A 22,273-nucleotide genomic window follows, 5' to 3' on the forward strand; every position below is an offset into this window, starting at 1 on the left:
TATGTCTATACGAAATTTTTTTTAGTGCATATGTTGAGATAGTAGGGATTTATGTCAAATAGGAGGGGTTATATGTTCATTGAACCATGGATTGTCGATGAAACGATGCACGAATTTTTCGTACCGGACTATATTGAACAAATGGCAGAAGACGTTTTGCGCCATTACGATTTATCTGTTCAAAGTAGGCAAGTCGTCACGACGAAGCCAGATAAAGGAGGAGCCATTTGGAAACTAGAAACGAACAAAGGTCCGAAAAGTTTAAAATTGCTTCATCGCCGTCCAACGCGCAGTTTATTTAGCCTTGGAGCCCAACGATATTTAGTCGATGTGCAAAAAGCAAATGTCCCACCGATCGTACAAACAAAAGACGGAATGGATTATGTGGAGGCGGGCGGAAAACTATGGTTTGTAGCGGAGTGGATTGAACCGCTATTTCCAGTAACGAAAGATTTAGAAGGAGCAAAGCAACTTTGTTATGCGCTTGGCGAATTCCACCGCTTAAGCAAAGGATACGTTCCGCCCAAAGGGGCAGAAATCGCTTCGCGGTTATATAAATGGCCGAAAACGTATGAAAAAACGATTAGTAAAATGGACTGGTTTCGCCAATTAGCTAACGTATATAAAGAAATGCCAGCAAGCTCCATGCTATTGCAAGTTGTCGACCACTTTCAAGCTCAGGCGCGCGAAAGTTTTGCAAGACTGCAACAATCCCCGTACAATCAATTAGTTGAGCTTGGACATAGCGAGTGGGGATTAGTGCATCAAGATTACGGCTGGTCGAATGGACAAATGGGCGCGAACGGTATGTGGATTATTGATTTAGACGGTGTCGCATTTGATTTGCCGATTCGCGATTTACGAAAACTCATTTCTGGCACAATGGCCGATTTATATCGCTGGGACGTTCATTGGGTACGTGAAATGATTCGAGCGTATAATGAAGCGAATCCGATTGACGCTTCATTATATGAAGTATTAATGATCGATTTGTCACTTCCGAATGAATTTTACAAAAACTTAAAAGAAGTAGTATATGATCCAGAGCTGTTTTTAAATGAACAAACGATGCAACTTATTGAAACGATTGTTGCAACAGATGCGACAAAATGGCCAGTGCTTGCTGAAATTGAAAACGATTGGAAGGAGAACGGAAATCGATGAACATTTTAATGATTTGTACAGAAAAATTACCTGTTCCACCTGTGCTTGGAGGTGCGATTCAAACGTATATTGCGGGGATTCTCCCTCATCTTCGCCGCGCTCATCGCATTACTGTGCTAGGAGTACAACATGAAACATTGCCAAACGAAGAAACGATTGACGGCATTCACTATGTGCGTGTCCCTGGGGGAATATTTGATACGTATTGCGATCATGTCGTTCAATACGTACAAGCGCATTCGTTTGATCTGATCCACATTTTCAATAGGCCACGCCTTGTTTTACCCATTCGCCAAGTTGCTCCTCATGCAAAAATTACGCTCAGCATGCATAACGACATGTTTCAACTAGCGAAAATAAACCGTGAAGAAGCAGAACAAGTGGTGCGGCAAGTATCAGCGATTGTGACGATCAGCAACTACATCGGTCAAGTCATTCGCGAGCTATATCCAGAAGCAGAAGAAAAACTGCGGACGATTTACTCCGGCGTTGACTCCGAGCGGTTTTTGCCAGGGAGCCATCCGCATATGGCGTCGACTCGCAAACAGCTGCGCCAAGCGCACGGAATTGATCAAAAAACGGTCATTTTATATGCTGGACGTTTATCGCCAAATAAAGGGGTTGACAAACTCATTCAAGCGCTGCCGGAACTTGCGAAACGATTTAATGATTTAGCGCTCGTCATTGTCGGAAGTAAATGGTTTAGCGAAGAAGGGACAACCGATTATATCGCTTACGTTCGTTCGTTAGCGAAAAGATTGCCCGTTCCCGTTGTAGCGACGGGATTTGTACCGCCAAATGAAATTCAAAACTGGTTTGCTGCCGCTGATTTATTCGTTTGTACATCGCAATGGCAAGAGCCGCTTGCTCGTGTCCATTATGAAGCAATGGCGGCAGGGCTTCCGATTGTGACTACTGCTCGTGGTGGCAATCCTGAAGTTATTGTTCCAAATGAAAATGGTGTCGTTGTCGAAAGACCAGAAGATCCGCAAGATTTTGTAGAAAAAATGACACAAATCTTATCAAATCGCACACTAATGAAAAAAATGGGGGACAACGGACGAAAATTAGCTACGTCGCTTTATCGTTGGGAACGCGTGGCTTCTGATTTGCTACATGTGTGGCAACATGTCGAACAAACCGATCTTTCGTCTGCACAAGCTGTGGTTCCTGTTGAAGCACCGATCGAACAAGTCGTTGAAAAACCGATGCTCGAGCCAATTCCACAACGTGAAAAAGCCGCGCCAAATAAGAAAAGGAAAAAAACATTTGTATGGGCGATTACAACATAAAACTCCCACTTACGTTTGTGGGAGTTTTGGCCTTGTTTGCATATATAAATAAAAGTCATCATTTTGTTTTTCCGTTATGACATCGCGTAAAATTTGGGCGAGTACAGTGCTATATACGGTTCCGTTGTCCCCGTAAGCATAGACGAAATAACAATTCGGGAAGGAATCATATACACCAATCATCGGAAGGCCATCATGCGTCCCGCCGTAAAAGGCAGCTAAATAAAATTCAGGAACGACGTGAATATCCGGAAATAGCCGATGAAATTCTTCAATCAGTCGTTCTTTTTTATGCATGAGCTTCGCGTCACGGTCATCCGCATAAGCGGTATTTTCATCTAGCCCACCGATAATAATGCGATTATCAGCCGTTGTGCGCATATATACATACGGGCGCGCCGTTTCCCAAATGAGCGTTCGCTTATACCAACTTGAAAAATCTTCAATCCGATTTGTAATGACAGCGTACGAACTAACGAGCAACGCCTTCTTTTCTTGCTTCACTTCTAACGTTTCGTAACCTGCGGCAAAAATGACTTTTCGTGCTCGAATAGTATATCCGTTTTTCGTATAACACGTTGCCATATGTTGTTCAAGTTTTTTTCCGTTCATTTCTGTTTCTTCAAACACGCGCACGCCGCGTTTTTTTGCATATTCCAACAGTCCTATCGTTAATTTATACGGATTGAGTTCCCCATCGCCTGTTGTATATAAAGCTGCATGTTTTTTAAACGGATAGTGTTGGCGTATTTGTTGTTCATTTAGCCAAACAACGGGATAGCCTTGCTTTTTTAATGCTTCATATTCTTTTTCAAGTTTTGCTACATCTTCGGCAACGCTCGCATAATACAAACTATCTCTCCGCTTAAATTCTGTATCAATATGTAATTGATTTGCCGTTCGTTCAAGTTCATTGACTGCTTGTTGACAAAGTGTCAAATGTCGGGCGGCATACGTTTCTCCAAAACTGTTGACAAGTTCAAAAAACATTTTATCCCCGAGACATTGAATAAGCGCCGTGTTTGTCATTGTACTCCCGTATCCCGCTTTTCGTTTGTCGATGACGACAACGTCTAAATCGGTTTCACTTAAATAATAAGCACATAACGCCCCTGATCCGCCCGCACCGACAATTAATACGTCACATTGAATATCCTCGTCTAGTGGTGGATACGAAGGAGCGTCGGGAAACGTCGTTGGCCAATATAGCTTTCCTGTTTGCAAATCCATGACGACAACCACCTTCCTTGTTTGTTTTGGTCTTTTTTAGATTGACCTGCATATGTAAAAGTATGCGACAAGAAAAACAACCTTTATATATTGACATAGCAAAACGCTTTCTTATTTTTGGAATATTTGATAAAATGAAACGACAACAGGAGTGCAAGAAGGTAGGGATGGTGTGTGAAAGTATTTCTCGACTTAATGTGGTTTTTTAAGCAAGAAAGAAAAGCGTATATGATTGGAATTATATTGCTTGCAATTGTTTCATTGCTTGAGCTTGTTCCTCCAAAAGTGATTGGGCATGTTGTAGATGCTGTGAAAGCAGGGGAATTGACGAAAGAAAAGCTTATCATGTGGTTAAGTTTGCTTGCAGGTGTTGCGCTTTGTATGTATGTTTGTCGTTACGTTTGGCGGACGATGATTTTTGGATCAGCGGCAAAGCTTGCTCGCTTGTTGCGCGATCGGCTGTACAGTCACTTTACAACGATGTCTCCGTCATTTTATCAAAATCGCCGTATCGGCGATTTAATGGCACATGCGACAAATGATTTGCAAGCGATTCAACAAACTGCTGGCGTTGGCGTTTTGACGCTTGTTGATTCATTATGTATCGGAGGCTTTGTCATTGCGACGATGGCATTTACAATTAGTTGGAAACTAACGCTTATTTGTTTATTGCCGATGCCGCTTATGGCGTATTTAACGAGCTACTACGGCTCGTTGCTTCATCAACGGTTTCATCTGGCGCAAGAGGCGTTTTCTGCATTAAACGATAAAGTACAAGAAAGCATTGCTGGTATTAAAGTGATAAAAACGTTTGGACAAGAAAAAGAAGAAATTGAATCGTTTCGAATGCAATCAGATGATGTCGTCCGAAAAAATATGGCGGTTGCTCGCGTTGATTCATTGTTTGATCCAACGATTTCACTCATTGTCGGCGTGTCGTTTTTTTTAGCGATTGTTTTTGGGGCGCGTTTTGTCGTTCAAGGAGAGTTAACGATCGGGCAGCTCGTTTCATTTACGATGTATTTAGGACTTCTCATTTGGCCAATGTTGGCGTTCGGTTGGTTATTTAACATTGTAGAACGCGGTCGTGCTTCATATGACCGTGTGTTATCGTTGCTGCGTGAACAACCGGATATACAAGAAAATGACGGATTGCTTGATGAAGTACCGACAGGGGATATCACGTATGATCTTCGTTCCTTTACATATCCAAATGAAACGAAGCCAACGTTGCAAAACATTCAGTTTACGTTAAAAAAAGGAGAAACGTTAGGTATTGTTGGAAAGACAGGAGCTGGAAAGACGACGCTTTTGAAAGTGTTACTGCGCGAGTTTGTTGGCATGGATGGTGATGTTTATTTTGGTGGACGTTCGATTACGCAATATCGAATCGAACGGTTGCGCGAATCGATCGGTTATGTGCCGCAAGATCATTTTCTTTTTTCTGCCTCTATTCGCGATAATATCGCCTTTGCACGACCAGAGGCAAGTCAAGAAGAGGTGGAGCATGTCGCTAAACTCGCTCACGTGCATGAGGATATTTTACAGTTTCCTGACCAATACGAAACGGTTGTTGGTGAAAGAGGTGTGTCGTTATCAGGAGGGCAAAAACAACGGCTGTCGATTGCGCGCGCATTGTTGCTTGATCCTGAAGTGCTCATTTTAGACGATTCATTATCGGCTGTCGATGCACACACAGAAGAGCGCATTTTACAGGCGTTAAAAGAAAATCGCGCCGGGAAGACGACGATGATTGCCACACATCGACTAAGCGCCGTCCAACATGCGCACCTTATTTTAGTGATGGAAAATGGAAAAATTGTTCAACGTGGTACGCATGACGAGCTCGTTGCACAAGACGGATGGTATCGCGATATGTATGCTCGTCAACAGCTCGAACAACTCGTTGAACGTGGAGGGATACAATGAATCAACAGCAAGTGTTTATGCGGCTAATGAGCTATGCTATACCGCACCGAAAATCGTTATTGTTTGCTTTTTTTCTTTTGGCGTTAACGACCGCAGGAGAAGTACTTGGTCCGATTATTGTAAAAATTTTCATTGATGATTATTTAACGCATATGACGTTTCCGTTTCAAGCGATGATCGCACTAGCAACTGCTTACGCTACGATACACATCGGAAAAGTCGTTCTTTCTTATTTTCAATTGCTAAAGTTTCAAGAAATCGCATTAAAAATTATTCAACAACTGCGCATGGATGTATTTGCAAAAGTACAATCGTTAGGGATGCGTTATTTTGATCGCACACCGGCTGGAAGCATCGTCTCACGAGTGACAAATGATACGGAAGCCATTAAAGAAATGTTTGTTGAAGTGCTTGTCACGTTTATTCAAAGTGCTTTTTTCTTAGTTGGTGTGTTTGTCGCGATGTTTTTGCTTGATGTGCGATTAGCGGCTTTTTGTTTAGTCATTTTACCGATTATTTATTTTATTATTCGTACGTATCGGAAGTACAGTTCGGTGTTTTATAGCGATTTACGCGAACGTTTAAGCCAGCTCAACGCGAAGTTAAATGAATCGCTTCAAGGGATGGCAATTATTCAAGCGTTTCGTCAACAAAAGCGGATGAGGGAGCAATTTGGTGCGATTAATGAAAAACATTATATGGCGGCGATGAAAAACATTAAATTAGATAGTTTGTTGCTTCGTCCCGCGACAGATGTCGTTTATGTATTTTCGCTTATTATCGTCTTAAGTTACTTTGGTATTTCTTCTTTTCAAAGTCCGGTTGAAATTGGTGTGTTATACGCCTTCGTCAACTATTTAGAGCGTTTTTTTGAACCGATTAATCAAATGATGATGCGCTTATCGATGTTTCAACAAGCGCTTGTTGCTTCATCGCGCGTGTTTCAATTGCTAGATGAACGGGAAGAAGAACCGAAACAAGACGAACGGCCGCTCGTTATTGAAAAGGGCACGGTTGAATTTCGTAACGTATCGTTTAGCTACGATGGAAAACGCGATGTGCTAAAAAATATTTCGTTTATCGCTCGACCAGGGGAGACCGTTGCGCTCGTCGGGCATACAGGGAGCGGGAAAAGCTCGATTGTTCAACTGCTTATGCGCTTTTACGAATTTGAACGGGGGGATATTTTCATTGACGGACAGTCTATTAAAGCGTATCCGAAAGAGGAGTTGCGAAAACATGTTGGCCTTGTGCTTCAAGACCCGTTTTTGTTTTACGGAACGGTGCGCGATAACATCCGGCTTCATAACAAAAATTTGACGAATGAACATATTGAGCAAGCTGCGAAATTCGTTCAAGCCCATTCGTTTATTGAAAAGTTGCCAAAAGGATATGATCATCCTGTGACAGAGAGAGGCACGACGTTTTCAAGCGGACAACGTCAGCTCATTGCGTTTGCCCGAACGATTGCGATGAATCCGAAAATATTAGTGCTTGATGAAGCGACAGCAAATATTGATACAGAAACAGAAGAAGCCATTCAACAGGCACTTGAAAAAATGCGAAAAGGACGAACGACGATTGCGATTGCCCATCGCTTATCAACGATTCAAGATGCGGATCAAATTCTCGTCTTGCATCAAGGGGAAATTGTCGAGCGCGGCAATCATCAACAGCTGCTTGCAAAACGAGGGTTGTACTATCGTATGTACGTATTGCAAAATGGATTAACGGAAGATGCTTATGTATAAGTGAACATATTTGTTGAAACCGCCACGTTTTATGTGGCGGTTTCGTGTTCGCAATGCACGATTTCACCTAATTTCAGCACGCGCAATTGTTCGTTCGGAAGGTTTCGGCGCTCCCATTCAGCGTAAAGGCGGTCTAACGCCTCTTTCGGTGTATCGTCAGCTAGCGGAAATGTGCCATAATGCATCGGAATAAATGTTTTTGCTTGGCAATCGATAAATGCTTGTACTGCTTCTTCTGGTGTCACATGTTGAGGGCCCATAAACCACTCTGGTTCGTATGCACCAATCGGCAATAAAGCATAATCGATTCGAAAACGTTCTCCAATATCGCGAAATCCACGGAAATATCCGCTATCTCCTGCAAAATAAAACGTCGGTTTGTCTTTCGTTTCAATTACCCACCCACCCCAATGGGATGTATTTGTATCAAATAACGTCCGTTTAGACCAATGTTGTGCCGGAACGAACGTAAATGAAACATTTTGTTCGACAACCGTTTCCCACCAACAGCATTCCACAACACGCTCAAACCCTCTTTTCAGAAAGGATGAACGTAATCCGCTTGGAACGAGGATGAGAGGATTTCCTTTTAGTTGCTTTATACTTGAAAAGTGCAAATGGTCGTAGTGGCTATGGGAAATGAGTACAATATCGACAGGAGGTATGTCGTCAATCGAAAGAGCTGGATCCGTTAGTCTGCGCACCGTTCCTAACCGTTTTGCCCAAACAGGATCTGTAACAATCGTCAACCTGTTTATTTGAATAATAAATGTCGCATGTCCTACCCATGTGAGTAACGTTTGATTTTTATTTGTATGTAACAACGAACGATGAATATGTTCACGAGGCAAAGTATATGACCAATCTTTCTTTTTTTGTCTTCTTTCCGCATACCAACGCCGTAAATCAGCAAATGTTTTGGTTGTTGAGACCCCATCTAAGTTTTCATATCGCTTTCTCATTTTTTCTCCTCCTAAAGTCGTGCTTCTTTATATAGAATCTTTTTCCTATAAAACAAAAATTCTTTACTCGTATGAGTGCAAAAGTGGTTATGTTTGATTTTTATTGCATCTCTTTTCGGATTTTTTGTAAAATAAAGAACGATTGAGGGGGAACCGACGTCTATTTTACCAAAAACAAATGAATTAATGAAAAATAGAATTGATCATAACATGTGCTCGGTTCTATCTATTTTTTATTATAAACATATGATCATAGGCGTATGAATCAAAAGAGCCGAGACACGCTGGACAATACATGAATACATTATAGTAAAAAAGTGATTGGAGAGAAGAATAGTGGAAGACGTTATCCTCCAACATGCGGAGCAGTTGAAGCGGTGGGAAGAAGCACAAAAAGATATTTTTCAAGAATTGATTGAAAATCAACAAAAAATTCAGCAACAAAACGCGTTATATTATAACGAAAATGAAGAGGTGCGCATTATTGAAAGATATTATGAGCATATAGATGATCGAGTGGACGGAACATTGTTATTTCAAGCGTATCACGATTTAATGAAACGGACGCATATACGTCGCATCCCGTATTTTTTAAGCAAAGATTATTATTTATACACATGGGTTGATCTGCAGCCTGATGGAACAGTAAAAAGCATCTATTCGGGGAAAAAGAAAGATCCGCGCACGGTGATTTTACAAGACTATGAAACAATCCAAAAGCGATATGAACAATTTGTCCAACTTGTAAAGAAGGCAAAAAAGGGAGAGCTTGATTTTGAGCAAAAAATGAAAATGGTTGACCAACAATTGAAATTTAATGCAGAACATGTCGTGCCACAATCATGGTTCGGGGCAAAGGAACCGATGAAAGGGGATTTGCATCACTTATTTGTTTGTGAACCGCGATGCAATTCTATTCGCTCGAATTTTCCGTATGCAGATTTTCCGTTTTATGAACCAGAGTCTCCTGATGAAATCATTCAAAACGATTGTGGCGTGGCATACGGAGAGCATTTCGAACCTGAACATGGAAAAGGAGCGGTGGCGCGAGCGATGTTGTATTTCCTCGTTCGTTATCCACGAGCGATCAAACAGCCTTTTATTGATCAAGTCTATATTCCGTTACTTGTTCAATGGCATAAACAATTTCCTGTTACAACATATGAGAAACATCGAAATGCGGCAATTTTTCGAATTCAAGGAAATCGCAATCCATTTATCGATAAACCAAACCTTGTTGATCAACTTTATTTTTCGATTGGGCGTAAAAGCAGATAGGCGTTCGCACACATCATCCTCTTTTTCATATGCTGTATTACAGTTTATGAAAAGGGGAAGAGAACGATGGGTGTAGAGCTAACAGCGTTACATTGGATTTACGTCTCGTTTATTTGTATCATTATCGCGTTGATGGTTTGGCGCAAAGATACATCTTTAGTTTGTATGGTGGGCATCTTTTTGTTAGCGATTACAGCAACTGGATCGTTGCCGCTTTCTATTAGCACCATCTTTAAAAGTTTTATTTATGCCATAACGGAACTTCTTCCAACTATTCTTGTCATCTCGATGATCGTATCGATGAGTAAGCTTCTTACGATCACAGGAATGAATGAAGTGATGATCGCGCCGTTTGCGAAATTGATTCGGACGCCTTCGTTAGCTTATTGGACGATAGGGATATTAATGATGCTAATTTCTTGGTTTTTTTGGCCGTCGCCCGCGGTGGCATTGCTTGGAGCTGTATTATTACCGGTTGCTGTTCGTGTCGGATTGCCGGCATTAGGGGTAGCAATGGCGATGAATTTATTCGGCCACGGCATTGCGCTATCAGGTGATTTTATTATTCAAGGGGCGCCGAAATTAACAGCAGATGCAGCTGGTATTCCTGTATCTGAAGTCATCTCAGCAAGCATTCCACTCGTTTTCGTGATGGGAATTGTCACTGTTACAACCGCATTTTTCTTGTTGCGTCGCGATATGAAGAAAGGCAATATCCCACAAAGTGAAGCGGTTTCGATCGAGGCTAGTGAAGTACAGTCTCACTTATTAACGAAACGGATGAAAGTGATATTTGCATTTCTTATTCCGATTTTATTTGGGTTAGACGTTGTAGCTATGTATTATTTTCAATTGCAAGGCGGAGATGCAACCGCATTAATTGGAGGGACAGCGATTTTTATTTTATCTCTTCTGTCGTTAGTTGCATACAAAAAGAACAGTTTAGAACAAATTACAGACTTATTCATTCAAGGATTCCAATTCGGTTTTAAAGTGTTCGGTCCGGTCATTCCGATTGCGGCGTTCTTCTATCTAGGTGATTCTGGATTCCAAACGATTATTGGAGAATTTTTACCAAAACAGTCGCATGGCATTGTCAATGACTTAGGTGTTGCTTTATCTAGTGTTGTTCCATTAAGCAAAGAGGTAGGAGCGATTACGTTAACAGGAGTAGGAGCAATTACCGGATTGGATGGATCAGGTTTTTCAGGCATTTCCCTTGTTGGTTCTATTGCCAAATTGTTTGCAACGGCAATTGGAACAGGAATTGCTACATTAACGGCACTTGGTCAAATTGCTGCGATTTGGGTTGGGGGAGGAACGTTAGTACCTTGGGCGCTCATTCCAGCAGCGGCGATTTGTGGTGTTAGCCCTTTTGAGTTAGCAAGACGAAATGTTGTGCCAGTTGTTACAGGACTAATTGTAACGACAATTGTCGCCATGTTTCTCATTTAATTGTAGGAGTGTCTCTAATGAGGCACTCTTTTTATATGTTATGAAAAGTGACATAAAAATAAAAAAATTTCAAAAAAATGTTGCATTTCTGTTTCTTTATGTAATATATTATAACCATAAATGTTATAAAAAATAACATAAAGGAGAGATGAGAATGAATGAGGCACAGTTGAGTTTTGCTCTTGATTCACTTTGGGTTATGTTAGGGGCAATTTTAGTCATTGGAATGCAAGTCGGATTTGCTCTGTTAGAAGCAGGTTCAACGCGAATGAAAAATGCTGGACATGTCGCAGGGAAGCAAATATTAAGTTTTGCGATCGCTTCGCTTGCATTTTGGGCTGTAGGTTTTGCTATTACATTTGGAAAAGGAAATGGATTCATCGGAACAGAAGGGTGGTTTCTAAAAGAAGGAAAGGAGACGTTTTCTTCACTTTCGTGGGCAAATGTGCCACTTGAACTGAAATTTTTATTCCAACTTGCGTTTGTCGGTGTCTCTTTAGCGATTGCGTGGGGAGGATTCGCTGAGCGCGCAAAACTATCGGTTTACTTTATTTTCGGAACGATTTTTACGATCGCTATTTACCCAGTCATCGGTCATTGGGTATGGGGGGGTGGTTGGCTTGGAGAAATGGGAATGCAAGATTTCGCAGGTTCGACAGTCGTTCATTTACAAGGTGCAATTGCGGCGCTCATTGCAACGATGTTATTAGGACCAAGAATTGGTAAATTCAATAAAGACGGGACACCTAATTACATCCCTGGACATAATCAAGTATATACAGTCATTGGTGGCTTCGTATTATGGGTTGGATGGTTTGGATTTAATGCAGGAAGTACGATGGGGACAGCAGATGGATTTTTCGGTTATGTAGCGTTAACGACAAATATTGCAGCAGCTGCTGGAGCAATTGCTTCCATTTTGACAGCAAAATGGCTCGTTGGGAAAGCGGACATTCCAGCGATGGTTAACGGCGTATTAGCCGCACTTGTTGCCATTACAGCGGCATGCGCATTTGTCGAACCGTGGGCAGCAGCAGTCATTGGTGCCGTTGCCGGATCATTTACATTTTGGACGTCTGTATATTTTGAACGAAAAGGCATTGACGATCCAATTTATGCATTTTCTGTTCATGGTATAGCAGGTATTGTTGGTACGATTTCAACAGGCTTTTTCGCTTCGCCGCGTTTAGTAGATATTACTGGAATTGGAAAACCAGGATTGTTTTATGGAGGAGGGGTTGATCAGCTTATCGTTCAAACGATCGGTGTGTTAGGTGCAGCAATGTATGTAGCGATTGTTTCGTTTGTTGTTTTATATACTTTAAAAAAGGTGATCGGATTACGAGTGACGCCTGAACAAGAAATTTCTGGACTTGATATTAGTGAGCATGGTTCGTACGGATATCCAGAACACTTAGATCCAGCTTATCAACAAACGACAACAGTCGTTTCATCTCGTTCGTCATGAAGATGGTGATGTCATGAATGCTTTTGAAACAATCATCGTTCGGGCGGAACAATGTAACGATATATCAGAACTTAAGCAACTTCACCATGAAGTTGCTTTTCTCCTCTCTTCTTTTTCAATTTCTTTTTCCCGTATATTTGAAGTATACGATGCGCTTTGTATGTGCCATGATACACTCATGAAACAAGCATTGTTGTTAGCTGAACGAGAAGTTGATCGAAAAGGAATTGGCAAAAAACCTTCTTCTTTTTGTTGGTTTGTGATGGGGAGTAGCGGAAGGAAGGAGCCGACCATTTGGACAGATCAAGATAACGGAGTAATTTTTTCATGTTTGTGCAGTGAAAAAGAAGATTGTTATGTATATATGCGTGAGTATGCGCGCATGGGAGTTCTTTTTTTAAACGAAATCGGCTATCCGTATTGTACAGGGCACGTGATGGCGACAAATAAAAGATGGCTAAAGGAGGCAAACGATTGGGGGGAGCAAATCGACAAGTATGTGCAAAATGAACATATAGATGATATTCGTTATTTGTCTATGTTGGTTGATATGCGTCCGATTTATGGCGAGTATTCATTAGTTATCCAACTAAAAGAAACGTTGTATAAAAAAATTGCAACAACTTTTTCTTTGCGTAACCGAATGATTGACAGTGTTCGTATTCCTTTTGTTCCCATCGGTCCTTTTGGTCGCGTATACGTAGAACGTTGGGGGGAAAAAAGCGGAATGATTGATATAAAACAAGGAGGATATGTCCCGCTCAATCATATGTTAAAATGGGTTGCTGTTCAAAAACAATTTATTGATGCGCATTCAACATTTGAGCGATTAACACGTTGGCGCGCTAAAAACGGTTGTTCACAACGGTTATTCGAACGGATGGAAGAAGCGCTTGAGACGTTTTTATATTTTCGTTTACGTTGTTCGTTAGAAGGGAACAATTTGGTCATTCATCATTTGTCGAAAGAAGAAAAACAACGATTAAAAAGAGCGTTGACAGTAGTCAAGAAAGTGCAACGTTATGCAAGGAAGTGGGTGTGATGGATGGAGCGACCGTTTCAATGGATCAGTCGCATATTATCGCTTGGTCTTCGATATGATCAAGCAACAGCGGTCGGCCCAACTTTTCAACAAGAGGCGTGGATTCGAAAAATGATGAAAGAAGCAAAGAAACATACGTATTCACTTGAAACGCCACTTTCTGATGTGATGTTTATTTTATTAGATACAGAGACGACAGGTTTTTCTCCGCAAAGAGGGGATGAAATTTTCTCGCTTGCTGCTTTAAAAACAAAAAAGGGCGAATCGCTTGATTTATATTGTTCCGAATTCCGACCAAAACGCCGTATTCCAGAACATATTGTTGCGCTTACAGGGATAACGAATGACGATGTGGCATGCGCTCCGTTACTAGAAGAGGAGATTCATCATATCCTTTCTTTTTTGAACCACAGCATTTTACTCGGCTATCATATTCAGCATGATGTCGCATTTTTAAATGAATTTTTATCACGCAACTATCGTACAGTTTTACAACAAACAGCAATAGAAATGAGAAAAATTATGGAATGCATATATCACGATTCATTTCCAACGCTTGATGATGCTCTGTCATTTTATCAACTCTCCCCGATTGACCGTCATACAGCAAAAGGGGATGTCATGAGTTTATTTGAAATTTGGAAGCGAGTTTTTACGGAGTTGCAACGGTTGCAAATTGATACGTTACATGACTTATATGCGTTACTTAGTCAGCGTTCGTAAACGAATGTTGACTTTTTTTGCGAAAAATTATACAATTTCATTAACCTACATGAACATATATTCATATATTGAAGGAGAGGCGATCTCGTGGAACAGCAATATGAGCAGTTAGATGAAGAAACGCTTTTCATCGTATCGCAAACGTTTAAAGCGTTAAGTGATCCGACGCGCATTCGTATTTTACATTTACTTTCATCTGGCGAGTTTTCAGTAACTGAAATTGCGAATCGGCTATCACTTTTACAATCGACTGTATCTCATCAACTCCGATTTTTGAAAAACTTACGTCTAGTTAAATATCGGAGGGAAGGAACGACGTTATATTATTCGCATGATGATGAGCATGTATTGCACATTCTCGAGCAAACAATTCGTCATGCGCGCGACCATTAGGGGGGAATAAAGTGAAAGAATATCGAGTCAAAGGATTAACGTGTGCCAATTGTGCGCGAGCATTAGAAGAACAAATTCAATCACTTCCGTATGGCGAAGGAGCAACGTTGAACTATAATAGCGGAAAATTACGTGTACATGAACGAATCGATTTAGAAAAAGTACGGACGATTTTAGCAACTGATGGAGCATATATAGCAGATGATGAGCAGGCGTCAAAAAAACGAAACCCGCTCCTCTATTTTGTAGGTGCTTCTATTTTTCTATTTTTGACGGCACTCGTGCTCGAGCGTTTGGGCATAGATGGTGCGAGCATTGTTATTTATATGACTGCGATAGCACTTAGTGGATATAAAACATTTGTTAAAGGGTTGAAAAATATCATTCGTTTTCGTTTCAATATGGATACGTTAATGACGATTGCTTTGATCGGGGCGTTTGGAATCGGTGAGTGGAAAGAAGCGACTGTCGTTGCCATTTTATTCGGTATTAACGAATATTTAGAAGGACTAGGTATGGAACGAGCGCGTCGCTCGCTTGACATGCTACTGAAACAAGCGCCCAAAGAAGCGCTTCTTATATCAAACGGACAAATGCATGTCGTTCCCATTCAGTTGTTACAAGTTGGCGATGTAGTGCTTGTTCGCCCTGGTGAAAAAATTCCATCAGATGGTGTTGTTATTGAAGGAAAAAGCTCCGTCAATGAGGCGGCGATCACAGGCGAAGCAATGCCTATTGAAAAAGAAAAAGGAATGAGTGTGTACGGCGGAAGTGTGAATAATGAAGGGATGTTACATGTTCAAATTACAAAACAATATAAAGACAGCTCTTTGTCAAAAATTTTACATCTCGTGCAAGAAGCGCAAGAGACAAAAACACCGCTTGAACTATTCATTCATCGTTTTGCGAAATATTATACTCCTTTCATTATGATCGTTTCGCTATTCGTCATGCTCGTTCCACCGTTATGGTTTGAAGCATCTTGGCATGATGCATTATATCAAGGGTTAGCCGTTCTAATTGTTGGATGTCCTTGTGCGCTTATTTTATCTTCACCGATTGCCTTGTTAGCGGGTATGACGCGGAACGCGAGAAAAGGGGTGTTAGTGAAAGGCGGCGTTCATTTAGAAACACTTGGACGTGTACGTACGATTGCTTTTGATAAAACAGGAACGATTACAAAAGGAAAGCCGCACGTAACAGATGTTATTGCATACATCGATGAAAATAAACTGCTTTACATCGCCGCATCGTTAGAAAGTGTATCTTCCCATCCACTTGCGCAAGCCATTGTCCAAAAAGCGAAACAACACCACATAACATATAAACAACCAGAGCAAATGGCAACGCGAACAGGGAGTGGCATGGAAGGAAAAGTCGACGGAAAATGGTATCGTATCGGAAATGAAAGAATGTTTGATCATCAACTGTTCACCGAGCAAATTCAAAAAGATGCCGAAAAGTTAAAATGTGAAGGACGTACGATTGTTTTTGTAGCAGATGAACAACGTATACTTGGTTTATTCGGCATCGCTGATGAAATACGAGAAGAGAGTAGAAAGGTCATTCAACAACTACATCGTATTGGTATTCGGCGCACGGTTATGTTAACAGGAGATCACGAAAAAACGGCTGAACAAGTTGCTAAACAAGTTGGAGTGACACATACATTCGCGCAACTTCTTCCAGAACAAAAAGTTGAAAAAATAAAAGAGTTAATGAAAAATGATACGGTAGCGATGGTAGGAGACGGAATGAATGATGCCCCTGCGCTTGCTCATGCGCATCTTGGTATCGCTATGGGAAAAGGGACAGATAGTGCGATTGAAACAGCTGATATTGTGCTTATGCAAGACCATCTTGGAAAATTGCCGGAAGCTATCGTAATTGCTCGGCGAGTAAATCGCACCATTCGTTTAAATATCGCCATTGCGCTTTCGTTAAAAGCAACAGCGCTACTATTGACTATTCCAGGTTGGTTAACGTTATGGATCGCCATTTTATCCGATATGGGGGCAACGATTTTCGTTAGCATACTTAGCTTATTCATTTTATGGGAAAAGCGCACGATCTAACGTCGTGCGCTTTCCTAAAAAAGGATATTATTCAGAAATATTAGAAACGTTGTTGATTTTTTCACCGTTTTTAGTGAAAATGAAGATAGAACTTTAACGACAAAGAGGATGAAATAGAATGAGGCAAGCAATCGCTGTTATGGCTCCAGATGGAAAAATTTTAGGAGCGGACGAACATTTTTTTCGTCATTTTTATCATCTTCATGTGAACCGAGGGCTGCTAAAAAAGTTTATTTATGATGCAGAACATGGTCGCATGATTTCGTATGAAATCTTAAAGGAAGAAAATGAACAAAAAAATGTATATGTACAAGCAACGGCTTTATGTAACAATGAGGGGGTGCTACAAGCCATTGTTGTGACATACCAGCATGAACCTTTTATTGATATGCGTCTGACGTCTTCTCTTTCTTCAATAGCGTCTGAATTTACATTTATTTTATCATCAGATGGAGAAATTACGTACGTTTCGCCAAGCGCCCAACATGTGCTGAAATGTAAAGAAGAAGTTTGCAATCACGAACTATTTTCTTTTGTCCATCATGATGATATCCCTATTTTGATGGAAAAGTTACATATGATTTACGCCACAAAAGAGAAGGAAACAACCGTTGAATGTCGTTGGCGAACACGTGAAGGGCACTTTATATGGATTTATATGCATGCTCAACCATTGCTAAATGAAAAAAATGAGATTGAACATGTGATTGTTGTTGCGAAAGATATTACGAAATGGAAATGTTGCGAGGAAGCACTTGCAAAATTGAAAAATTTCGATTCGTTAACGGATATTCCTAATCGCTTTTATTTTGAAACGTATGTGGAACATATGATTCAACAAAAGAAACCATTTGCCTTATGTTATATTGATTTTGACAAAATTAAGTGGATTAACGATCGTTTTTCGTATCAAGCAGGAGATTTCTTTCTGCAAGAAGCTGTTCGTCGCATTCAGCAACATTTGCAACAGGAAGACTTTTTTGCTCGTATCGGTGGCGATGAGTTTGTCATCGTGTTACATGACGTGAACAAAGAGACAATTGTTACACGCATGGAGCATTTACTTCAATCGTTTGTAGAGCCATTTCGATATAAAAAACATGTCATCCAATCAGGCCTTTCTATTGGAGTGACGTTCTTTCCACAGGACGGTACGGATTTAGACACGTTGTTGAAGCAAGCCGATCAAGCGCTTTGTTATGCAAAGGAACGAGGAAAAGGGTACCATTTTTATCATCCACAGCAAAATCGAAAAACGATGATTGAACAAGAATTGCCGCTCGCATTATTGAACAATCAGTTTTATTTATGCTACCAACCAAAAGTGTCGCTAGATAACAAAGCCATTATGGGAGTTGAGGCGCTCATGCGTTGGACACATCCGACGCTTGGAGCGATCTCACCATTAGAGTTTATCTCAATCGCAGAGAAAAACGGATTCATTTTTGAAATTACAACATGGGTGTTAAAAGAAGCGTGTCGACAAGTAAAACAATGGCAAGCCCATTTTCCAACACTAAAGCTCGCAGTGAATTTATCACCATTTTTACTAAATCGAAAAGAATTTGTGACACATGTGAAAAATATTTTGCAAGAAACACAGTTTCCACCAAACTATTTAATTTTAGAGATAACCGAAAGTGGGCTAATGGAAAATATCGAAACAGGAAAACATATTTTAACAGAGTTAAAACAGATCGGTATTCAAGTTGCGATTGACGATTTTGGTACTGGCTTTTCATCGCTTGCTTATATTCGTAATTTGCCTGTTTCGTTATTGAAAATCGACCGCTCGTTTATTCGTGACATCACGGATAATTCGAAAGATGCAACGATCGTCGATACAATTATTCACTTAGCAAAAAGCTTAGATTTACAAGTACTTGCCGAAGGGGTGGAACGTGACGAACAAGTATCTTTATTACAAAAAATGGACTGCGATTTCGCCCAAGGGTTTTACTTTAGTCAGTCGTTAGAAGCAGAAAAGTTGTTGCAATGGCTCGAACAACATAATCAATCGAAAGAGGCGCTTCATTAGCGTCTCTTTTCACGTTTTGTTCACATATATTTTCTTTTTTCTTCACAAATTTACATTAATGTGGATGTATAAAAGATGAACATGAGGACTGAGTAAACATGCGTAGCTTATTTTTTTTGCTCATATCGATCGTTACACTTTTTTTTACAAAAACGGTATATGGAGAAAAGATCGAAGTACATAAACAGTTGCAACAAGCGATTGATGAAGCGCATACTGGCGACGTGTTAATCGTGAAAAAAGGGATATACAAAGGTCCAATTATCATTCGCAAGCCGCTTTATCTTGTTGCTGAACCCGGAGCGGTAGTTGATGGAGGAGGAAGCGAATATGTTGTGACCATTCGTGCTCCTCGCGTTCATGTCGAAGGGTTAACGGTTCGTAACAGCGCATATGGAAAAGGAGCTGGTGTGCTCATTCAAGAAAGTTCACATGTCACGTTGAAACACGTACGTATAGAACAGGTGCATTACGGTGTTTATGTAGAAAAAGGAACACATATCAATCTCTTAAACAATGTTATTCGTGGACGAAATATTCACTTTGCTCAACGAGGAAACGGTATTCACCTATTGAAGACAAGCCACGCTGTTGTGCGCGAAAATCATATTTCACGTGTGCAAGATGGCATTTATTTAGATTGGGCTAAACATACAGTGATCGAAAAAAACGAAGTAACGAATGCCCGATATGCCATTCATTTCATGTATGCTGAAGAAGGGGTGGCAAAAGAAAATGTGCTGGCAGAAAATATTAATGGAATCATGATGATGATGTCAAAGCAGTTTAATATCGGACATAATACGATTGTTAGACAATTAGACTATCGTGGGTATGGGGCACTTATTTACGATAGCGAACATGTCGTAATGCACAACAATACATTATCTTATAATAGCACAGCTTTATCGTTACAAAACGCACGTCATTGTCATATAAAAGACAATAAGTTTATCGGTAACTATCGTGCATTGCATAGTTTATATGAAAACCCCGACACAATTGTTTTCAAAAATAAGTTTTTGGGAAACATGGAAGACGCACTTGTTCAAGGTACACCTATTGCATTCGATGATGGACATAAAGGGAATTATTGGGATACTTATCAGTTTTATGATTTCAACGACGATGGAATTGGTGATACCCCACATCGCATTCGTTCCATGTATAGTCGACTGTTACGGAAATGGCCAAGTGTGCAATTTTATTTTCAAAGTCCGGCGTTAGCACTTCTTGATACAACAGAGTCATTTTTTACACAAGCACAGGCGCAAGGGGAAGACCGTTTTCCGCTTATGGAAGTCATTCATAAGAAAAGTGAAACAAACGAAAGATCATGGCGACTTTTGTTGTTTGGGAGCATCTTATTAGTAAGCAGTTTGTCTATGTTTGCATATGGGAGGGGCATGAGATATGAAAAAAATCGCTAGTCTTTTATTTGCATGTTTTCTTGCCGCATGTAGTGGAGAGAAGACGTATGAACCCGAAGACATTAATCCAGATATTGATGTATGTGTTGTTTGCAATATGAGTATCGTAGCAGAACAGTATGCGACAGAAGCGATTTTAAAAGATGGAACGGTGCATAAATTTGACGATATCGGTTGCATGGTGGAATGGATGAATAAGCAAAACAACGATGGCATAGCTAAGCTGTATGTTAGGGATGTAACAAACGGGAAATGGATTGAGCTTGAGCACGCTGTTTATGTATACAATCCAAATTATTGGACGCCGATGAACTATGGGGTCGTTTCATTTGCAAACGAAAAACACGCCAAAGAGTACATGGAACAAGAAGGAAAAGGAGAGGTATGGACGTATGAGCAACTAAAAAAACATCGGTGGGGATTTGAACGATGAATACAGCGATAAAGTACCAATGGATGATGATGATTCGTAGCAAATGGCTCATCACTTTTGCGGTTTTATTTGCTGTTCTATCATCAACTGTGATCGCCAGTAGCGGACACGAGGCAGCAGGAGTATTTACACGTTCGACAGCGGCCTTATTAAATTTGTCCCTTTTACTTGTTCCGCTCGTTGCTCTATTAGCAGGTAGTTTGTTTATTGCAGGGGAAAAAGAAGATGGGCGACTATCGCTCATATTAACATATCCAGTCTCTACTCGTTCTTTAACGTTTGGTTTATATGTGGGAAGCTGTATGTCATTATGGACAGTAGTTGCACTCGGATATGGAAGTGCGAGTGTCGCTCTTTTTGCAACAGGAGGAACATGGTCGACATTTTTTTTCCTTTCGTTTGCATTGACGATCATATTAACGAGCATTTTTTTAGCTATCGCTTTATTCATTGGACTTGTTTCTTCTAGTCGTTTACAAGCGCTCGGTGTCAGCTTGTTTATTTGGGCGTTTTTCGTTTTATTTTATGAATTTATCGTATTATTTTTGTTATCAATCGTTCCAAAGCAATGGACCATTTTCTTATTTACTTTATCCATTATATTTAATCCGGTTGAACTCATGCGCGTTTGGACTGTAGCCGCTTTGAAAAGTAGCGCACTGTTTGGACCACAATTATATGAATGGTCAAAATGGGCAGAAAGCGCAAGTGGACAACTAGTATTTGTTGCGATCGCGTGCGTATGGATCATAGTACCGCTATTTTTAGCGAACGTATGGATGAAACGAGGGAAACGTCATGCTTGAGGTGAACCAGTTAACGAAAATATACAACGAGCAAAATAAAGTAGAAAACATTTCATTTTCTGTTCAGACAGGACAATGTTTAGCGTTATGCGGTGGTAACGGCGCAGGGAAAAGTACAATTATTAAAATGTTAATTGGACAGCTCACTCCAACAAAAGGAGACATATGTGTAAACGGAAAACAGGTTCAAAAAGATGATAAACATTGGTTTTCCTTTATGCCGGATCATTTGCAATTTCCTTCGCTTTTAACAGGTTACGAAGTGTTATCTTTATTTGGACGATGGCAAGGAGCAACAGACGAGCGAGTCAAACAATGTTTGGATGTTGTCGGGTTAACAAATGATCGACATAAACAAATAAAGACATATTCAAAAGGAATGCAACAACGGCTCGCGTTTGCGCAGGCGCTTTTAGCGGATGCTCCATTGCTTATTTTAGACGAGCCAACAAACGGTTTGGATCCGTACTGGGTATGGGAATTCAAACGGCTTATTCTTTCTGAAAAAGAAAAGGGGAAAGCTATTATTTTTTCGACACATATGTTGTCGATCGTGGAAGAAATTGCAGATACTGTCGCGTTTATTCATCAAGGGCAAATGCTTATATACGATTCAGTTTCTACACTGTGTCAAGATGGAAAGTCGTTAGAGTCTATATTTTTTGCACAAATTTCACAACATATGCCATACTGAAAAAGTAAGCGAATATATATACATGCACTTTAAAACCGTAACTTCTGTATGAACACCTTCTCCCATGGTTATACTGCTCCTAAATACTCATGTGTAAAAGGAGCGGAAAG

General features: G+C 40.5%; 18 protein-coding genes. 16 read left to right on the forward strand and 2 right to left on the reverse strand.

What is annotated here, in order from left to right; all coding sequences use genetic code 11:
• The first annotated feature begins 72 nt into the window (after window positions 1–72).
• Window positions 73–1,164, forward strand: a complete 1,092-nt coding sequence (locus tag HNR43_RS06635) for a CotS family spore coat protein (protein WP_183242376.1) — start codon at window positions 73–75, stop codon at window positions 1,162–1,164.
• Window positions 1,161–2,456, forward strand: coding sequence for a glycosyltransferase family 4 protein (locus HNR43_RS06640; RefSeq protein WP_183242378.1), 1,296 nt, complete (start codon window positions 1,161–1,163; stop codon window positions 2,454–2,456). The genes HNR43_RS06635 and HNR43_RS06640 overlap by 4 nt, the downstream gene beginning before the upstream one ends.
• Before the next feature lie 9 nt (window positions 2,457–2,465).
• Here HNR43_RS06640 and HNR43_RS06645 read toward each other — a convergent pair whose 3' ends face one another.
• Window positions 2,466–3,686, reverse strand: a complete 1,221-nt coding sequence (locus HNR43_RS06645) for an NAD(P)/FAD-dependent oxidoreductase (RefSeq protein WP_183242380.1) — start codon at window positions 3,684–3,686, stop codon at window positions 2,466–2,468.
• A gap of 174 nt (window positions 3,687–3,860) precedes the next feature.
• On the opposite strand from HNR43_RS06645, the gene HNR43_RS06650 reads away from it, so the two are divergent.
• Both HNR43_RS06650 and HNR43_RS06655 read left to right on the forward strand, forming a co-directional pair.
• Window positions 3,861–5,615: an ABC transporter transmembrane domain-containing protein gene (locus HNR43_RS06650; protein WP_183242382.1), complete on the forward strand. Its 1,755-nt coding sequence runs from the start codon at window positions 3,861–3,863 to the stop codon at window positions 5,613–5,615.
• Window positions 5,612–7,366, forward strand: a complete 1,755-nt coding sequence (locus HNR43_RS06655; protein WP_183242384.1) for an ABC transporter ATP-binding protein — start codon at window positions 5,612–5,614, stop codon at window positions 7,364–7,366. Before HNR43_RS06650 ends, HNR43_RS06655 begins: the two co-directional genes overlap by 4 nt.
• Window positions 7,367–7,395: 29 nt before the next feature.
• Here HNR43_RS06655 and HNR43_RS06660 read toward each other — a convergent pair whose 3' ends face one another.
• Entirely contained in the window at window positions 7,396–8,328 is a 933-nt protein-coding gene (locus HNR43_RS06660; RefSeq protein WP_183242386.1) for an MBL fold metallo-hydrolase, read from the reverse strand.
• A 336-nt stretch (window positions 8,329–8,664) separates the two neighbouring features.
• Between HNR43_RS06660 and HNR43_RS06665 the strand changes: the two genes are divergently transcribed.
• From HNR43_RS06665 to HNR43_RS06720, 12 genes are all read left to right on the forward strand, one after another.
• On the forward strand, window positions 8,665–9,606 hold the full coding sequence (locus tag HNR43_RS06665; protein WP_183242388.1) for an endonuclease: 942 nt from the start codon (window positions 8,665–8,667) through the stop codon (window positions 9,604–9,606).
• Window positions 9,607–9,672: 66 nt separating this feature from the next.
• On the forward strand, window positions 9,673–11,061 hold the full coding sequence (locus HNR43_RS06670; RefSeq protein ID WP_183242390.1) for a hypothetical protein: 1,389 nt from the start codon (window positions 9,673–9,675) through the stop codon (window positions 11,059–11,061).
• Window positions 11,062–11,215: 154 nt separating this feature from the next.
• Window positions 11,216–12,529: an ammonium transporter gene (locus tag HNR43_RS06675; RefSeq protein WP_183242392.1), complete on the forward strand. Its 1,314-nt coding sequence runs from the start codon at window positions 11,216–11,218 to the stop codon at window positions 12,527–12,529.
• 13 nt (window positions 12,530–12,542) lie between these two features.
• Window positions 12,543–13,571, forward strand: coding sequence for a DUF294 nucleotidyltransferase-like domain-containing protein (locus HNR43_RS06680; protein ID WP_183242394.1), 1,029 nt, complete (start codon window positions 12,543–12,545; stop codon window positions 13,569–13,571).
• A gap of 3 nt (window positions 13,572–13,574) precedes the next feature.
• Window positions 13,575–14,294, forward strand: a complete 720-nt coding sequence (locus tag HNR43_RS06685) for an exonuclease domain-containing protein (protein WP_183242396.1) — start codon at window positions 13,575–13,577, stop codon at window positions 14,292–14,294.
• An 87-nt stretch (window positions 14,295–14,381) separates the two neighbouring features.
• The gene (locus tag HNR43_RS06690; protein ID WP_055441262.1) at window positions 14,382–14,687 is read left to right on the forward strand and encodes an ArsR/SmtB family transcription factor; all 306 of its coding nucleotides are present in this window, start codon (window positions 14,382–14,384) and stop codon (window positions 14,685–14,687) included.
• Window positions 14,688–14,698: 11 nt separating this feature from the next.
• Entirely contained in the window at window positions 14,699–16,762 is a 2,064-nt protein-coding gene (locus HNR43_RS06695; protein WP_183242398.1) for a heavy metal translocating P-type ATPase, read from the forward strand.
• A gap of 118 nt (window positions 16,763–16,880) precedes the next feature.
• The gene (locus tag HNR43_RS06700; RefSeq protein ID WP_183242400.1) at window positions 16,881–18,800 is read left to right on the forward strand and encodes a sensor domain-containing protein; all 1,920 of its coding nucleotides are present in this window, start codon (window positions 16,881–16,883) and stop codon (window positions 18,798–18,800) included.
• A 98-nt stretch (window positions 18,801–18,898) separates the two neighbouring features.
• Window positions 18,899–20,230 (forward strand): right-handed parallel beta-helix repeat-containing protein, encoded by a 1,332-nt coding sequence (locus HNR43_RS06705; protein ID WP_183242402.1) that lies wholly within the window; start codon window positions 18,899–18,901, stop codon window positions 20,228–20,230.
• Window positions 20,214–20,663, forward strand: coding sequence for a nitrous oxide reductase accessory protein NosL (locus tag HNR43_RS06710; RefSeq protein WP_183242404.1), 450 nt, complete (start codon window positions 20,214–20,216; stop codon window positions 20,661–20,663). Before HNR43_RS06705 ends, HNR43_RS06710 begins: the two co-directional genes overlap by 17 nt.
• Entirely contained in the window at window positions 20,660–21,469 is an 810-nt protein-coding gene (locus HNR43_RS06715) for an ABC transporter permease (RefSeq protein ID WP_183242406.1), read from the forward strand. The genes HNR43_RS06710 and HNR43_RS06715 overlap by 4 nt, the downstream gene beginning before the upstream one ends.
• Entirely contained in the window at window positions 21,462–22,163 is a 702-nt protein-coding gene (locus tag HNR43_RS06720; protein WP_183242408.1) for an ABC transporter ATP-binding protein, read from the forward strand. The genes HNR43_RS06715 and HNR43_RS06720 overlap by 8 nt, the downstream gene beginning before the upstream one ends.
• Window positions 22,164–22,273 lie beyond the last annotated feature (110 nt).

This window comes from Anoxybacillus mongoliensis, from assembly GCF_014201515.1.
GTDB lineage: Bacteria > Bacillota > Bacilli > Bacillales > Anoxybacillaceae > Anoxybacillus > Anoxybacillus mongoliensis.

Bases quoted from the DNA above. Each gene is read 5' to 3' on its own strand.
- HNR43_RS06645 (WP_183242380.1), bottom strand. From the start codon at position 3,686: ATGGATTTGCAAACAGGAAAGCTATATTGGCCAACGACGTTTCCCGAC.
- HNR43_RS06685 (WP_183242396.1), top strand. From the start codon at position 13,575: ATGGAGCGACCGTTTCAATGGATCAGTCGCATATTATCGCTTGGTCTT.
- HNR43_RS06670 (WP_183242390.1), top strand. From the start codon at position 9,673: ATGGGTGTAGAGCTAACAGCGTTACATTGGATTTACGTCTCGTTTATT.
- HNR43_RS06720 (WP_183242408.1), top strand. From the start codon at position 21,462: ATGCTTGAGGTGAACCAGTTAACGAAAATATACAACGAGCAAAATAAA.
- HNR43_RS06660 (WP_183242386.1), bottom strand. From the start codon at position 8,328: ATGAGAAAGCGATATGAAAACTTAGATGGGGTCTCAACAACCAAAACA.
- HNR43_RS06635 (WP_183242376.1), top strand. From the start codon at position 73: ATGTTCATTGAACCATGGATTGTCGATGAAACGATGCACGAATTTTTC.
- HNR43_RS06715 (WP_183242406.1), top strand. From the start codon at position 20,660: ATGAATACAGCGATAAAGTACCAATGGATGATGATGATTCGTAGCAAA.
- HNR43_RS06705 (WP_183242402.1), top strand. From the start codon at position 18,899: ATGCGTAGCTTATTTTTTTTGCTCATATCGATCGTTACACTTTTTTTT.
- HNR43_RS06710 (WP_183242404.1), top strand. From the start codon at position 20,214: ATGAAAAAAATCGCTAGTCTTTTATTTGCATGTTTTCTTGCCGCATGT.
- HNR43_RS06700 (WP_183242400.1), top strand. From the start codon at position 16,881: ATGAGGCAAGCAATCGCTGTTATGGCTCCAGATGGAAAAATTTTAGGA.
- HNR43_RS06655 (WP_183242384.1), top strand. From the start codon at position 5,612: ATGAATCAACAGCAAGTGTTTATGCGGCTAATGAGCTATGCTATACCG.
- HNR43_RS06640 (WP_183242378.1), top strand. From the start codon at position 1,161: ATGAACATTTTAATGATTTGTACAGAAAAATTACCTGTTCCACCTGTG.
- HNR43_RS06680 (WP_183242394.1), top strand. From the start codon at position 12,543: ATGAATGCTTTTGAAACAATCATCGTTCGGGCGGAACAATGTAACGAT.
- HNR43_RS06675 (WP_183242392.1), top strand. From the start codon at position 11,216: ATGAATGAGGCACAGTTGAGTTTTGCTCTTGATTCACTTTGGGTTATG.